At 38.4% G+C, this 15,280-nt stretch carries 15 protein-coding genes; 8 read left to right on the plus strand and 7 right to left on the minus strand.

The genetic code is table 11. From position 1 onward, the window contains the following. The first annotated feature begins 5 nt into the window (after positions 1 to 5). From nuoN to TASI_RS02415, 4 genes are all read left to right on the plus strand, one after another. Positions 6 to 1,490 (plus strand): NADH-quinone oxidoreductase subunit NuoN, encoded by a 1,485-nt coding sequence (gene nuoN, locus TASI_RS02400; RefSeq protein WP_014111166.1) that lies wholly within the window; start codon positions 6 to 8, stop codon positions 1,488 to 1,490. A 3-nt stretch (positions 1,491 to 1,493) separates the two neighbouring features. Then, positions 1,494 to 2,012, plus strand: a complete 519-nt coding sequence (locus TASI_RS02405) for a DUF2818 family protein (RefSeq protein WP_044977978.1) — start codon at positions 1,494 to 1,496, stop codon at positions 2,010 to 2,012. An 85-nt stretch (positions 2,013 to 2,097) separates the two neighbouring features. Further along, a complete protein-coding gene (locus TASI_RS08115; RefSeq protein ID WP_014111168.1) occupies positions 2,098 to 2,415 on the plus strand; it encodes a type II toxin-antitoxin system RelE/ParE family toxin in 318 nt (105 codons plus the stop codon). Positions 2,416 to 2,433: 18 nt separating this feature from the next. Then, entirely contained in the window at positions 2,434 to 2,727 is a 294-nt protein-coding gene (locus TASI_RS02415) for an addiction module antidote protein (RefSeq protein ID WP_014111169.1), read from the plus strand. A gap of 21 nt (positions 2,728 to 2,748) precedes the next feature. Here TASI_RS02415 and serB read toward each other — a convergent pair whose 3' ends face one another. Beyond that, positions 2,749 to 3,513 (minus strand): phosphoserine phosphatase SerB, encoded by a 765-nt coding sequence (gene serB / locus TASI_RS02420; protein WP_014111170.1) that lies wholly within the window; start codon positions 3,511 to 3,513, stop codon positions 2,749 to 2,751. Then, positions 3,510 to 6,986: a transcription-repair coupling factor gene (mfd, locus tag TASI_RS02425; protein ID WP_014111171.1), complete on the minus strand. Its 3,477-nt coding sequence runs from the start codon at positions 6,984 to 6,986 to the stop codon at positions 3,510 to 3,512. Before mfd ends, serB begins: the two co-directional genes overlap by 4 nt. 77 nt (positions 6,987 to 7,063) lie before the next feature. Between mfd and ispD the strand changes: the two genes are divergently transcribed. Together ispD and ispF are read left to right on the plus strand one after the other, a co-directional pair. Then, a complete protein-coding gene (gene ispD, locus TASI_RS02430) occupies positions 7,064 to 7,777 on the plus strand; it encodes a 2-C-methyl-D-erythritol 4-phosphate cytidylyltransferase (RefSeq protein WP_014111172.1) in 714 nt (237 codons plus the stop codon). After that, positions 7,774 to 8,259: a 2-C-methyl-D-erythritol 2,4-cyclodiphosphate synthase gene (ispF, locus tag TASI_RS02435; RefSeq protein ID WP_014111173.1), complete on the plus strand. Its 486-nt coding sequence runs from the start codon at positions 7,774 to 7,776 to the stop codon at positions 8,257 to 8,259. The genes ispD and ispF overlap by 4 nt, the downstream gene beginning before the upstream one ends. Before the next feature lie 5 nt (positions 8,260 to 8,264). Here ispF and TASI_RS02440 read toward each other — a convergent pair whose 3' ends face one another. The 4 genes from TASI_RS02440 to ompR form a co-directional block, all read right to left on the minus strand. Continuing rightward, positions 8,265 to 8,780, minus strand: coding sequence for a carboxymuconolactone decarboxylase family protein (locus TASI_RS02440; protein ID WP_014111174.1), 516 nt, complete (start codon positions 8,778 to 8,780; stop codon positions 8,265 to 8,267). A gap of 54 nt (positions 8,781 to 8,834) precedes the next feature. Then, on the minus strand, positions 8,835 to 9,386 hold the full coding sequence (locus tag TASI_RS02445) for a peroxiredoxin (RefSeq protein WP_014111175.1): 552 nt from the start codon (positions 9,384 to 9,386) through the stop codon (positions 8,835 to 8,837). A gap of 104 nt (positions 9,387 to 9,490) precedes the next feature. Next, positions 9,491 to 10,888, minus strand: coding sequence for an ATP-binding protein (locus tag TASI_RS02450; protein ID WP_044977979.1), 1,398 nt, complete (start codon positions 10,886 to 10,888; stop codon positions 9,491 to 9,493). Continuing rightward, a complete protein-coding gene (gene ompR / locus TASI_RS02455; RefSeq protein ID WP_014111177.1) occupies positions 10,888 to 11,631 on the minus strand; it encodes an osmolarity response regulator transcription factor OmpR in 744 nt (247 codons plus the stop codon). Before ompR ends, TASI_RS02450 begins: the two co-directional genes overlap by 1 nt. A gap of 68 nt (positions 11,632 to 11,699) precedes the next feature. On the opposite strand from ompR, the gene TASI_RS02460 reads away from it, so the two are divergent. Beyond that, positions 11,700 to 13,085, plus strand: a complete 1,386-nt coding sequence (locus tag TASI_RS02460; RefSeq protein ID WP_014111178.1) for a bifunctional tRNA (adenosine(37)-N6)-threonylcarbamoyltransferase complex dimerization subunit type 1 TsaB/ribosomal protein alanine acetyltransferase RimI — start codon at positions 11,700 to 11,702, stop codon at positions 13,083 to 13,085. Beyond that, positions 13,069 to 13,884, plus strand: coding sequence for a uracil-DNA glycosylase family protein (locus tag TASI_RS02465; RefSeq protein ID WP_014111179.1), 816 nt, complete (start codon positions 13,069 to 13,071; stop codon positions 13,882 to 13,884). The genes TASI_RS02460 and TASI_RS02465 overlap by 17 nt, the downstream gene beginning before the upstream one ends. Before the next feature lie 7 nt (positions 13,885 to 13,891). Here the strand turns inward: TASI_RS02465 and lplT are convergent, their stop codons facing one another. Beyond that, positions 13,892 to 15,208 (minus strand): lysophospholipid transporter LplT, encoded by a 1,317-nt coding sequence (gene lplT, locus TASI_RS02470; protein ID WP_014111180.1) that lies wholly within the window; start codon positions 15,206 to 15,208, stop codon positions 13,892 to 13,894. Positions 15,209 to 15,280: the final 72 nt, after the last annotated feature.

Raw genomic sequence — 15,280 nt, forward strand, 5'->3', positions numbered from 1 at the left:
AGAGAATGGAAAATCAATTTAACTATATTCTTGCGCTTCCTGAGATCATTCTATGCATATTTGCAATTCTGATTCTCTTAGGTGATGCCTTTTTACGTTCAGTTGATAGTGTGACTAGTTATTTTCTATCATTGGGTACATTGGCTATAACTCTAATCATTACGCTTGTTCAGTGGACTCAAGGGGTTGTAGGGCATACCTTTTACGACACCTTTATCGTAGATTCATTCGCACATTTCCTTAAAGTTTGCTCGATTATCGCTGTAGCCGTTACTTTGGTATACGGCCGTAGATATCTGGTAGAGCGTCATATGGTCAAAGGTGGTGAGTTCTATTCTCTTGCCTTATTTGCACTTCTAGGTCAATTTGTGATGATTTCAGCTTCAAGCATGCTTACGATTTACCTAGGGCTTGAGCTTATGTCTTTATCTCTATATGCCTTGGTTGCCGTACGTCGTGATAGCTTATCGAGCATTGAATCTGCTATGAAATATTACGTGCTCGGTTCCCTTGCATCAGGTTTCATGCTTTATGGTATTTCGCTTATATATGGTGCTGTTCATGGTTTAGGCCTATCACAAATTGCATCCGTGCTTGCTAGTGGAGAATACCACCCTATGGCTTTTTATCTAGGACTAGTGTTCGTGGTTGCTGGTATTGCATTTAAACTTGGTGCAGTTCCGTTCCATATGTGGTTACCCGATGTGTATAGCGGGGCTCCTACCATTGTGACATTGACTATAGCATCTGCTCCTAAATTAGCTGCTTTCGCTATGGCAATGCGCCTGCTCATAGAGGGTATGCATTCTCTTCAGGAAGTATGGCAGCCTATGTTAGTTATTATGGCAGTTCTTTCACTGGTTGTCGGAAATCTCACGGCAATTATGCAGACTAACTTTAAGCGCATGCTTGCTTATTCAACTATTTCACATATTGGTTTTGTGTTGCTTGGCTTACTTTCAGGTGTTGCAGACGAACAATTAAATTCTGGTGCATATGGATCTGCTTTGTTCTATATCGTTATATATGTATTAACGACTTTAGCTACTTTCGGAGCTATTTTATTTATGAGCAATCGTGGATTTGAAGCAGATGAAATTAGCGATTTAGCTGGCTTGAATAAGCGTTGTCCTTTACTTGCGTTTGCAATTTTGCTTATGATGTTCTCGCTAGCTGGTATACCACCGTTAGTAGGATTTTATTCTAAATTAGTTGTACTACAAGCAGCTCTATCTGCTGGATATGTAACCTTAACAATAATTGCCGTTATATTCTCTTTAATAGGAGCATTCTATTATTTACGAGTTGTTAAGACTATGTATTTTGATGAGCCTCCAGCAACAGCCGTTCCTCTAGCTCCTGTGAGTACTGCAGGATATGGAATATTTGCAGTTAATTCCGCACTTATTGTGTTGCTTGGAATAATGCCTGGCTGGCTTGTTAGTTTATGCGTTCAAGTAATAGATCAATCCCTAAAGTTCGCTAATTAATAGATGTACCCAAGTTATACAATTTGGCTAATATTGGCCATAGCTCTAGTATGTGCAAATATGCCATTCTTTACAGAAAGGATGTTTATATTTTTGCCTATGAGGCTCTCTAATGAGCCTACATCAAAATCCGCAATATTTTATTTCTTAAGATTTATATTGTGGTTGCTTGCGTTTGGGGCAGGGGCTTATATGGCCTCAAACGTTCTTCTAGATAAGCCTTATAAATTAGCAGGTATTGCGATTATGGTTGCGTGCTTTGTAATACCAGGCATTGCCACCAGAAAACATATTCAATTTAAAAATATATTTTTAAATTTTTTTGAAATTATCTTTTTTATGCTTTTCGTGGGAGCAATTGGCTTTTTTATTGAGGGCTATTTTTCAAATCAAGTTAGTCAAAACTGGCAGTTTTACGCTGTAGGAGCTTGCATCTTTTTAGTTATGGCTTTTCCTGGATTTGTATGGCGTCATCTAATGAATCACCCACATCTACCTAAACATAAGTTGTACGAAGTGTAGGACATATTTGTCCACCCCTATCTAGATTAATAAAGTACAGAAAATTAATATTCTATTTTGAAATTAACAAAATTTAGAATATACTGTGAACAAACGATTACATCTAGACTTCCATGATAAACCTAATTTAGAAGTCATTCTTCATCCTCGATTTATAGAATGGATAAATTCTATTAGTGATAGAACTGTTCGTAATAGGTTGTTGTTCAGGATTGATAAAGTTAAAAGGGGGCTTATTGGAGACTATAAATATTTAGGTTGTGGTCTATATGAGCTGAGAGAATTTTTTGGGTCAGGTTGGAGGATATACTTTGTACTCATTGGTAATTTATCTCTTCTAATACTTCATGGAGGTAGAAAAAAAGCCAAAAAAAAGATATTGAATATTCCTTTAAATTATTAGAAATGGAGGGACTGCATAATGAGTAAATTTGCAAAATATAGACGTTTTGATATGTCGGATTTTATTGAAACCGAAGAAGATGTAGTGGATTATTTAAATAATGCACTTAATGAAAATGATGTAAGTTTTCTTGCCCATGCACTTGGTGTAATTGCTAAATCCAAAGGGATGACTGAAATATCTAAAAAATCAGGTCTATCTAGAGAAGCTTTATATAAGGCTCTAAGAGAAGGTGCTGAGCCAAGATTTTCTACAATAGCTAGTGTTTTATCTGCCTTAGGTTTTAAAATCTCATTAAATAGAGTTTCCTAAAAAATGATTCTTTGTCCACCCCTATCTTTCAACCCAATCCAACACAGCATCTAATCCGCCGAAATTTATGCAGCAATTTACATCATCAGATTGTTGCACTGCAGGTTTCGCATGAAATGCTACGGCATAGTAAGCTTCTCTCATCATAAGTAGATCATTTGACCCATCACCAATCGCAATGCATTGATTGCGAGAAGCTCCGAATTTTTCGCGTGCCTCGATAAAGTAACGAGCCTTAGCGTCTCCATCAACAATATCACCCAGAACCTCACCCGTCATATAACCGTCTGAATCGAACTCTAATTCATTGGAATGAACCTCTGACAACCCTAATCGCTCCTGTAGGGCAGAAGTAAAAAAAGTAAACCCACCTGAGACCAATAAAGTATGTACACCCGCGTCCTGAGCAGCTTTCAAGAGTTCCAATGCACCCACATTAAGCCTAAGCCGCTTATCAAGCACCTCTTGCAGCACATCACGATGCACCCCCTTGAGCATACTTACACGCCTACGTAAGCTCTCCTTAAAATCGCAAATCTCTCCTCGCATGGTCGCCTCAGTGATTTGAGCGATCGCATCTCCACGTCCAGCCACTGAAGCAATCTCATCGATACATTCAATATTAATAAGAGTGGAATCCATATCCATGGATAATAATTTAATATCCGTCCGTGACTGCTTTCCCTGGGGTAAATACGCAAAGTTCATAGATTCAGCCGCAGCCGCAGCCTTCGCCTCAGACAGAGACCCATATCCCTGCAAATCCTTCAAAATAAAGCTCTTCACGTAATCTCCTTCGGCGTTAAAAATAAAATCAGCTCTCGCACAGTTTGAATTCGTTTCTCGATTTCAAGCTCGCTCTCAAATTCGATGCGAAGCTTAGTCGGCCCTTGCAGCCTGATATTTCGATTTTTCTGAATCAGCTCGATAATCAGTGCTGGATCAATAATGTCCTGACTCACATCAAAGTGCAGGGTGGCAATGCCCTCGCCCACATCCATTTTCTTTATTGCAAGCCTCTCGGCCAATATCCTCAATCTATGCGAATGAATAAGCAGTTTTGCTGGCAAAGGTATTGGCCCAAATCTATCTACCAACTCCGCCTGCATATCGATAATATCGCCCTCGGTTTTCTGCAATGCAAGCCGTTTATAAATCTGTAGGCGCATATGCACATCGGGACAATAGTCTTCAGGCAACCGAGCCGAAGCATGCAAATTAATTTCAGTACCTAAATCAAACGGTGACTCAAGATCAGGTTCACGCCCATTTTTCAAAGCATCCATTGTTTTGTTCAACATATCAGCATAAAGCGTAAATCCCACTTCATGAATATTTCCAGATTGTTGTTCGCCCAAAACTTCACCCGTTCCACGAATCTCCAAATCGTGCATAGCCAAGAAAAATCCAGAGCCAAGATCTTCCATCGCCTGTATCGCTTCAAGTCGCATTCTTGCTTGCCGCGTAATAGCCTCATCTCCAGGGGTAAGCATATATGCGTAGGCTTGATGATGCGAACGCCCCACACGTCCACGCAGCTGATGCAGTTGAGCAAGCCCCAGTTTATCGGCTCGGTTGATAATGATCGTATTCGCCGTAGGCACATCGATACCCGTTTCTATAATCGTGGTGCATAGCAAAAGATTAATGCGCTGATGATAAAAATCCTTCATCACCGCCTCAAGTTCTCGCTCACTCATTTGCCCGTGAGCCACACCAATCCTAGCTTCTGGCAATAATTCCTCAAGCATCGCTTTTCGATTTGCAATCGTATCTACCTCATTGTGTAGAAAATAAAGTTGCCCGCCACGCTTTAATTCACGCAGCACTGCCTCGCGTATCGTGCCCTTATCTTCCCGTCGCACGAACGTTTTTATGGCCAAGCGTTTTTGCGGTGCGGTGGCAATGATAGATAAATCTCGTATCCCCTCAAGCGACATACTTAATGTTCGCGGAATAGGGGTAGCGGTTAGTGTCAATATATCAACTTCAGCCCTCAGAGCCTTGAGAGCCTCTTTTTGCCTGACTCCAAAGCGATGCTCTTCATCAATAATAATTAAACCGAGGCTTTTGAATTTAACCTTATTAGATAGAACTTTATGCGTTCCAATAACGATATCAACCGTACCATCTGCACAGCCTGCGATCGTTTGCGACAATTCCTTACCCGTCCTAAAGCGTGACAATAACGCCACTTTCACTGGCCAATCCGCAAATCTATCGATAAACGTTTGAGCATGCTGTTCTGCAAGCAATGTTGTGGGGCATAACAAAACGACTTGCTTTGAATTAGCGACCGCAACAAATGCTGCACGCAATGCAACTTCCGTCTTACCGAATCCTACATCACCGCAAACAAGCCTATCCATAGGCTTCTCACTAGCCATATCCTCAAGCACTGCCTCAATTGCTAGCTTTTGATCAGGCGTTTCTTCAAACCCAAAGCCATCTGCAAATTGCTGATATTCTTCCATCGGGATCTTAAATTTATAACCTTCGCGCATTGCACGCAAAGCATATAAATTTAATAACTCAGCTGCCGTATCGCGAACCTGCTTGGCAGCCTTTTTGCAAGCCTTCTCCCATTGACCCGAGCCAAGACGATGTAGTGGTGCGGATTCTGGATCGCTACCAGAATATCTTGATATCACATGCAGATGCGATACAGGCACATATAATTTCGTATCGCCCTCATAATTAATCTGCAGCATCTCGACCGTTTCATTATTTACCTCAAGATGCACAAGCCCCTGATAACGCCCTATACCGTGCTGAGCGTGCACAATCGGATCTCCCACCTGAATTTCAGATAGATCGCGCACCATCGCATCCACATCTGTATGCTTTTCACGTTTTCTCTTACTTCGTGGCAATGCCGCCGTATCTGGAAACAGGTCATTTTCCGTCAGTACATGTACACCTATCGACTGCAGTGTAAACCCTCGATTTAAAGGAGCAACCACAATCGCAAACTTCGCTTCACCCGCAGCGAACGCAGTGAGATTAATCTCTTCAAAAACCGCATCAACGGAAAGCCCAGACTCATACATGCGTTGCGTTAAAATTTCACGTCGTCCTGCCGAATCAACACATAACAGAACCTTGGCCCCATCTGCGTTTAATAATGACGAGAGTTCAGCAAATGGCTCCGCACTTCTTTTACGCACGGATATCTTTGGAGGCTCACTTATGGGCACATGTGGTGATTCAATCTCAGATAGATGAAGTCGTGGAAATTTGTTTAATGCTTTAAAAAATGCCTCGCTCGATAAAAACAAATCTTGCGGTGGCAATACAGGTCTCTCTCGATCCGACCAAATGAATTTATAACGTTTCTGCGTATCTGCATGAAACTCTTCTATTTGCTTATTGATATCGCCTTTAGTTATCGTAATTGTACCCTCAGGCAGATAATCAAATATTGTCGCAGTGGTATCAAAAAACAAAGGCAAATAATACTCGATACCCGAGAAATTAATGCCATTGCCTACATCGCGGTATGGTATAGCTTTTGTAGGGTCGCCCTCAAATTTTTCCCTAAATTTTGTGCGAAAATTATTGCGTGCTTGCTCATCGAATGGATATTCCCGACCAGGTAATAGCTCAATTGAAGTAACAGGTACCGTACTTCTTTGAGTATCCACATCAAAAATGCGTATGGCTTCAATTTCATCATCAAATAAATCAAGCCTATAGGGAATTTGCGAACCCATCGGAAAGATATCAATAATCCCGCCTCGTACCGAATATTCACCTGAAGCCGTAACCTGCGTTACGTGCTGGTAGTTAGCGTCAGCAAGTTGCGAAGTTAAAGCCTGCTCATTGACCTTATCCCCGCATTTAAATAAAAAAGAATGTGCACCTAAAAAACTTGCAGGTGCCAGCTTGTAAATGGCTGTAGTAGCCGGTATCAAAAGAACATCTACTTTCTTGTGATATAGCAAATTTAAAGTTTTAAGCCTCTCAGAAATCAAATCATGATGCGGCGAAAACGTATCATATGGCAATGTCTCCCAGTCCGGAAACTGCTGTACATTTAACTCTGGGTCAAATAATTTAATTTCATATCTAAGCCTATTTGCTTCAAGAGGATCTGCACAAAAGATGGCAATGCACACGCCTCTATCCCTCGCATACTCACTCACCCACAATGCATCACTAGATCCATAAAAGTGAGGTATGTCGAATCGAGTCCCGATTTTTAATTTTTCTGGAACTTTTATATTGCTTAATACAAGGGGATTTGAAAGGGCTGACACTGAAGAATTAAACTCTTAGAAAGCTTACTATTATAGCTTAGTATAATTATGGATTATTTATAACTACACATAGAATTATGGCTGTTTTTGCTATTATTCCTGCTGGTGGTGTTGGTCTTAGAGCCATTAAAAATCCTACTTCTACCACCATTGGAGAAAACATTCCAAAGCAATATCAGATGCTTGCTAGTTTACCCATGATAATGCATTCTATAGCCACATTACATGCAAATCGATTAATCAAAAGTATTCATATAGGTGTAGCAGAGAGTGATGAATGGGCAGAAGAATTAGAGTTGCCTGAGCATTGCCACCTATATAGAACGGGTGGGCCCAACAGGGCTGATACTGTCTTAAATACACTTGAGGCTATAGATTTTAATGATAGTGACTGGGTTCTAGTTCATGATGCCGCTAGGCCTGGATTGCAAGATGAGGATTTGCAGAGGCTTATAGATACTTGTCTTGATACAGGAATTGGTGGGATTTTGGCTTATCCAGTAGGCGATACGATAAAGTTATCGCAAGAGGATGTGTCCCTTGTAGCCTCAACTGTAGATCGGAAAAATTTATGGCAAGCTCAGACTCCACAGATGTTTAAGGCTAAGGAACTGAGAGATGCATTGCATACGCATTCTTCACTTGTGACGGATGAGGCATCGGCCATTGAGGCTTCAGGTGGTGCTGTGCAGTTGGTGAAAGGCAGTAGACTTAATTTTAAAGTGACATGGCCGGAAGATTTTGAGATGATGGAACACCTAATCATTGCCAAAGGGAAGGGGATGAGATGATAAATTCAATACGAATTGGGCAAGGTTTTGATGTGCATGCATTAGTTGAGGGTCGTCCATTAATCATTGGGGGTGTGACTATTCCTCATACGCATGGTCTTTTGGGTCATTCTGATGCGGATGTCCTGCTACATGCATTGACTGATGCACTGCTTGGAGCAGCTGCATTAGGTGACATTGGAACATTGTTTCCTGACACTGACCCACAATTTAAGGATGCGGACAGTCGTAAGCTTTTAAAAGAGGCCTACTCGAGAGTCGTTTCTGCTGGTTGGAGGGTTATTAATATCGACTCAACGATACATGCTCAAACTCCAAAAATGCGTCCTCATATCGCAGCTATGGCCGAAAATATTGCCGAAGACCTGAAGATAGAGATATCTCAGATTAATGTGAAAGCGAAGACAAATGAGGGCTTGGGATATTTAGGACGGAAAGAGGGCATAGCAGCAAACGTATGCGTGCTACTAGCCCACTTGTAGGGTAATTAGTCTGCTTGTGTTATAGCAAGTACTCCAGCAATAGCATTTACCACTGCTGTTATGCGGCCGATATCCTGAATTTGTTCAGTAGTGTATCCTGCTTCTTTAGCTCCATTAATATGAGCTTTAATGCAGTGGTCGCATTTACCGATTATTGAAGCAGCCAAACCATAAATTTCGAAGTGGCCTTTTTCGATGCCACCGCTATTTGCGTAAGCGTTCATGCGTAATTTAGCTGGTAAATTTGCAAGCTCGTCATTTAGATGAGCAAATGGATAATATGTGTTGTTCATACCCATTAGGGATGCAGAGGTAAGTACACCATTAAGTTCACTTTCCTCTAAACCTTCTTTGAATGTCTCAACCAAATATCTATTTTTCAAAGCATATGCAGCTGAAACAGCAACACCTTGAACCTCTACTGGTGATAGGCTTGAACGAGCCATTGTTCCATCGATATTTAAGCGAACATCTTTTGCCCAATCTGGGATTTTGTCCTTTAAAGTAGTTAAAAATTCCATACTGACTTCCTTTAAAAAAGCCCGACTTTTGGGTCGGGCTCTTAGTATCTTAAATTAAGATAATGTTGCACCGCCTGCTGCACGGTTACATCCGCATAGTTCTTCAGTTTGAAGAGCATCGAGAATACGTAGTGTTTCTTCTGGGCTACGACCAACATTTAAGTTGTTAACTGTAACGTGTTGAATAACGTTATCTGGGTCAACAATAAAAGTTGCACGAAGAGCAACACCAGCATTTTTCTCGCGGACGCCAAGCTGATCAAGTAAAGAGCCTGTTGTGTCAGAAAATGAGTAGTGACCTAGTTTGCTTAAGTCGCTGTGGTCACGACGCCAAGCAAGCTTAACGAATTCATTATCCACAGAACCGCCCATTAGAACAGCATCGCGATCTTCAAAATCTTTAGCTAAGTTGTTATAGCCAACAATCTCTGTAGGGCAAACGAATGTGAAATCCTTTGGATAAAAATAGATTACTTTCCATTTGCCTGGAAATGAACTTTCTGTGATTTCTTCGAAAGCAGAAACGCCGTCTTCATCTGGATTATTAAAACCAGGTTTTACACCCATTACTTTGAAAGGGTCTAATTTATCACCAACTGTCTTCATAAAAATCTCCTTTAATAAAAATGGATTGGTATGGTCAATAAAATATTAGCATATTTATCATTATATAAAAATTTTATTAAAAATACAAAATTAATATAAAAAATTTATTTAATGTTTTTTCCATCATACCTCTTCAAGATAACTCTACAAAGTATGCCATTAGGATAATTTTTAAGAATTTTGAATTTACCGTCTATAGATTTCGTTAATTTATCAACTATAGGCAAACCTAGTCCTGAACCCTCAACTCCAGTACGTGCTGGCTCGCCACGTACAAATGGTTTCATAAGTCGTGGGAGTTCTTCGAGATCAAAGCCAGGCCCATTATCTTTAATATCAATAAAAATATCATGGACCCTTCCGTAACACTTGAGATTAATTTCGAGGGTTCTATCATTGGATTTGCCGTATTTAAGAGCATTGCCAACTAAATTACTTAAGATACGATTTAAATCAAGAAGCGATATTCGGGCATATAGATTAGGTTCTACATCATATATAAACTTCGCTCCAAATGTGTTTATACGCACTTCCTCAGCCTGACAATACATCTTCACAGCATCAGTTACATTCAATGGAGAAATCTGATCAGCAGGTGCCGTCTGCGAAAACTCATGAATCTGATGCATGATATGATCGATTTGCTTTAAGTCTGTATCTATATTGTTTTTTGTAGCTTCGTCTATTTTAGCCATCTCTACTTCCAAACGAATTCTTGAAAGAGGGGTGCGAATGTCATGTGAGAGCCCCTTTAACATAATTTCTCTATCTTTATTTATGTTATTTAAGTGATCGAGTGTCTCATTAATTGTTCGATAAACATCTATCACTTCAGGCGATCCATGACTTGTATCAAGCTTAGGAGGGGTTTTATTTTTCTTAAGAATTTTGAAAATATTTAAAATTTCTTTAAGTGGTTTAAGAAAAATTTTTGTATGTAAATATGCCCCTATAGCCGAAATTAGTAGGGCTGTGACAAACCACAGAAACCAGTTAGAAAGAATATCATTTGAGAACACAAGCGTTTCTACAAATATCCAATAGTGGTGCATCTGACCTTTTATCGGAATACTCATACTTACCCATAGCCCCTTTTCTCCATTAACTGCGGAGGCAATGGTTATGTTTTCTTCTTCAATGATTTCTTCCAAATTCTCTTTTATAAGTCTCCACATTCTAGTCCTATAGGCAGGAGTCACTTCATCGTTAGGGAATCGTTCGTGAATTTCTGTGTCACCTAATCTATTAAATCTATCTATAAACTCACTTTGTAACTCTGGACTTATGTACTTAAGTGCTTTAGCCGATAGGTTGTAGGTGCTTATTATTCGATTACTTACGATTAGTGCTTTATGATTTTGCTGCCCATATAAAACAGCAAGAAGCCATATAATGAGCGAAATTAGAGCTGATAGGAAGAGAAATAGGAAGGCTCTTGTTGAAAACCCAAAAGAAAATCTAAATCCACTTTTGTGAGAGCCTTGTTCTATTTCATGAGGCATTATTTGAAACCATTTTCGGGATCAGGAACGAATACATACCCGAGACCCCAAACAGTTTGAATGTACTGAGGGTACGAAGGGTTAACTTCGATTAATTTGCGAACACGAGAAATTTGAACATCAAGACTTCTGTCAAAATTCTCATATTCTTTTCCTCTAGCTAACTCCATTAATTTATAACGTGAAAGTGGTTCGCGAGGATGACGTGCAAATACTTTTAAAATAGCAAATTCACCTGTAGTCATCGGGACGTTCTCGTCATTTTTTGTAAGAGTTCTTGTAGAGAGATTTAGCTTAAATGGACCGAAGGTCACAACTAAATCTTCTGTTGAAGGAGCTCCTGGATGTTCATGTTCTACAACATTCCTCCTTAAAACCGCATTAATACGAGCTAATAGTTCTCTCGGATTAAACGGTTTAACAATATAATCATCTGCCCCCATCTCAAGACCAATAATTCTATCTATGTCTTCGGATTTCGCAGTGAGCATTATGATTGGAGTTATATCGTTTGTTGCTCTAAGACGTCTACAAATTGATAGTCCGTCTTCTCCAGGAAGCATAATATCTAAAACAATGAGGTTAAAATTTTCCCTTTGACAAGCTTTAGACATTTCTTTTCCATCTTCCACAGTAGTTACAGTGTAACCCTGCTCGGATAGGTATTTTTTTAATAGTTCTCTAAGTCTTGGGTCATCATCGACCACAAGAATTTTTTTTGATGATGGGACATTTGCCTGCATGCAATTACCCTTTGTAGAATAGATGAAGGATATAAATAATTTACTAAAAAAAGTTTGACTATTTTAATATGATTTTGTTAGCAATTGAAAATTCAGCCCCTCTTGCATCTATATGTTTGTATAAAGATACGTTTTTGACTCATTCTGTTACTTTAAATCGTAATGTAAATATAGCGGAAGCTTTAATACCTATATTAGAAGCCCTCTTAGAAGAGGCTAAGATAGAAAAATCCCAGATTGAGGGGGTAGTTTTTTCTCAAGGTCCTGGTTCATTTACTGGATGCCGTGTAAGTGCTGGAATCGCTCAAGGAATCGCACAAGGTCTTAATATTCCGATATACGGTGTAAATATTTTTGAGTCCACTGTATCTCACATACGGGATGTAGAAGATAAATTGGTTTTCCTTGCTTTTGATGCTCGCATGGATGAAGTTTATCTTGGAGGATTCTATTACAGTAAAAATAGAGTTTTATACGAAGTAATTGATCCTTTACTCGTGCACAAAGACGATGTTATTCCATACTTGGAAGCAATCTATGATGGACTTTATCTTAAATATGGGCATACAGTAAAGTCATTTAATGAAAAGCAATCAAATGAAAAAAAGATTGAAAAGACTGATAAACAATCCAATCTTGATATTAAAAATTGCTATCAAGAACAACCATTTATTTTTGCGGGTAATGTAAAAAAGTTTTTCCCCCATCACAAATATTTATCCTATAGACCAAGAGCTTTTTTTATTGCACATTTTGTAGACGAAATGTATAACTCAGTGGGTAGATATTTTCCTAGAAATAAAATGGGGATTGATAGGGCAGATGGAGAGTCGGCATCGGTACCACTACCGCTTTATTTGAGAAAAAAGGTGGCATTTACTAGTTTAGAGAGAAAGAGTGGATTTGGGGGTAATCCTAAAAGTTCTCCACCAGAAATTCCTGAAGATCTAATTGACTATATAGATTTAGCAAAAAAATTTAGAAATGAAGGGCTGAATGTTGAACTTATGGACTTAGAAGATGTTGATAGAGTCTATCAATTAGATAGGAAAGTTCATGCTACACCTTGGAGTCGTGACTCATTTTCTTATGCATATTATGATAATAACTATATAAATTTAATGTTACTTAAAAACGGTGAATTAATAGGTACAGCTGTTCAACTTTTATATGAGACTGAGTCTCATCTTATGACTATAGGAATACTCGAAGAGTTTAGAAATAAGGGATATGCGAAACTTCTTATTGAGTTGATGCATTTATTAGCAAGAGATAAAAAAATTCAGAATAATTTGGATGATTATCAACAAATATTAGAGGTTCGTGTTTCAAATCATTCTGCAATAAATTTATATGAAAAATTTGGATATGAAAAAATTGGTGTTAGAAAGGGATATTACGATATGCCTTCAGGCAATAAAGAAGATGGTTTAGTTTATGCAAAGAAAATTTAGCCATAATCAAATTCAATGGCTTAAACAGCTAGGAGTAGAGGGGTTGTGGGGAGAAAAATTTAAATCCTCATTAATTAGCGACTCTAAAAAATTTGAAGAAAGTAAAGTTAGGCCTAGTGATTTAGTCAAAACTGAAGATTCATCATTAAGCAAAAAAGTTTTTGCTGCTAAGGATATTCCATCAATCGATGATATTTCCATATCTACTGAACCATCAGTTATTGATATAAACATTTTGAAAATTAAAGGCTTTACCGATTTAAAGACTTGGTATTTAGATACGTATCGTAAATGGAATGTTCCTATTGATACAGATACATTAGTGATGAGGGAGTGGAATGGTTCTGAGGATTTTCGTTTAATGATTTTTGAAGAAAGTCCTAATTTAGAAGATGTAATAGTTAGTACTCAATTTAACGGTGAACCTGGAGAGCTATTAGATAATATGATTGCTCAACTAGGTATTAAAAAGGAGCAAGTTTACATATCATCATTCTATAAAACAGATAATCCAAATTTCCTATCAAAAGATCAGAATAATCTGCTTTTTGAAGTCTTTAAAAGAGAGATAGAGTTAATAAACCCTAAGGTTTTATGGTGCTTTGATACATCACTTCTTGCAATTCTCACAGGAGCTCAAAAGGTTACACATAATCAGGTAACTTTTGAACTCACCATAAATAATAAATCTATTCCACTTATCTGCAGTTTCAATCCTAGAGTTGTAATTGAGAATTCAAATCTAAAAGCAAATGTTTGGAGAGATTTGAATAAGATTGAAATATTACTGCACTCTTAGATTCGAATTAGTGTCCTTTGTGGGCTAGCTTTCCGTGGCTTCTAGAGCCAATTTCAGCAAATGCCTCGGGATATTTGTTTTTATTACTTTTATATAAAAGAATAAGCAGATACATTAACGCTGACACAGTCAAGCCAAAGATAACTATGATTTTATTGATATGTAATCCAGAATGTACTAACCATCCATATAATGCTACAAAGAGCAGAATATTTAATTGCTCATTAAAATTTTGAACTGCAATTGAATGTCCAGCAGAGAGTAATACATGACCTCTATGTTGCAATATCGCATTCATTGGTACAACAAAAAATCCTGATAAACCCCCAATAAAAATTAGAACTATATATACCGCCCACATTTGTTTAACAAAGATTAGTAATATAGTCACTAATCCCATCAATACACCGACAGGAAGGACATTAAAAGCTTTTTTAAGAGGTACTCGTCCAGCAATAACTGCACCAACCACGGTTCCTATAGCGGCTATACCCATAAGGAAAGCAGATTCCGATACATCAAACCCTAGATGATCCTGCCCCCATTTCAAAACGACAAGCTGAACTACGGCACCTGCACCCCAAAATAAAGTTGTAACTGCCATGGAAACCTGACCAACTTTATCCTTCCATAATATAGCCACATAATTAGAAAATACTTTGATTAATGTGATTGGATTTTTAGGCTGTTTCGGATAAATATATTTTGTGCGAGGAATAAATAGATTACATATAGAAGCAGATATATAAATTAGCCCTATGAAAAGAATGGCTATCATGGCTGGATAATCTTTAAAGGACTCAAAAATTCCAAAACTAAGTACCCAGTTGACAAATTTATGATTGATTAAAAAGCCACCAAGCATAAATCCTAAAATAATTGAAATAACTGTTAACCCTTCCATCCAGCTATTTCCGCGAACTAGAAATTTTGGATGTAGTAATTCAGTTACCAGACCGTATTTAGCAGGAGAATATGCAGCGGCACCTACACCGACTAGGCCATAAGCTAAAGTGATCATAATAGGCTGTAGAAGCTCTGAGTCTGAATTCAAGAATCCAACAGCAAACATCATCATACATCCTATAATTTTTATACCATTAGTGACAAACATTACACGACCCTTTGGGTACGTATCAGCAATGGCACCTATATGAGCAGCCAAAACAACGTAGGCGGCAGCAAAAAACCATTTAAGAGCTGAGTCTAGCCACTGAGGACCTGAAATTTGGTGTAATAATTCAATAGCAGCGATAAACAGAGCATTATCTGCTAGAGATGATAATGCTTGAGCTATTAAAAGGGTGTAAAAGCCTTTTCTCACAAAAATATACCTACGGGATTCGAATGCAAATTATTATAGAAGTTTTAATTGCCTTTTTTTAAGTAAAATTCC

It is taken from the genome of Taylorella asinigenitalis MCE3 (assembly GCF_000226625.1).
Classification (GTDB): domain Bacteria; phylum Pseudomonadota; class Gammaproteobacteria; order Burkholderiales; family Burkholderiaceae_B; genus Taylorella; species Taylorella asinigenitalis.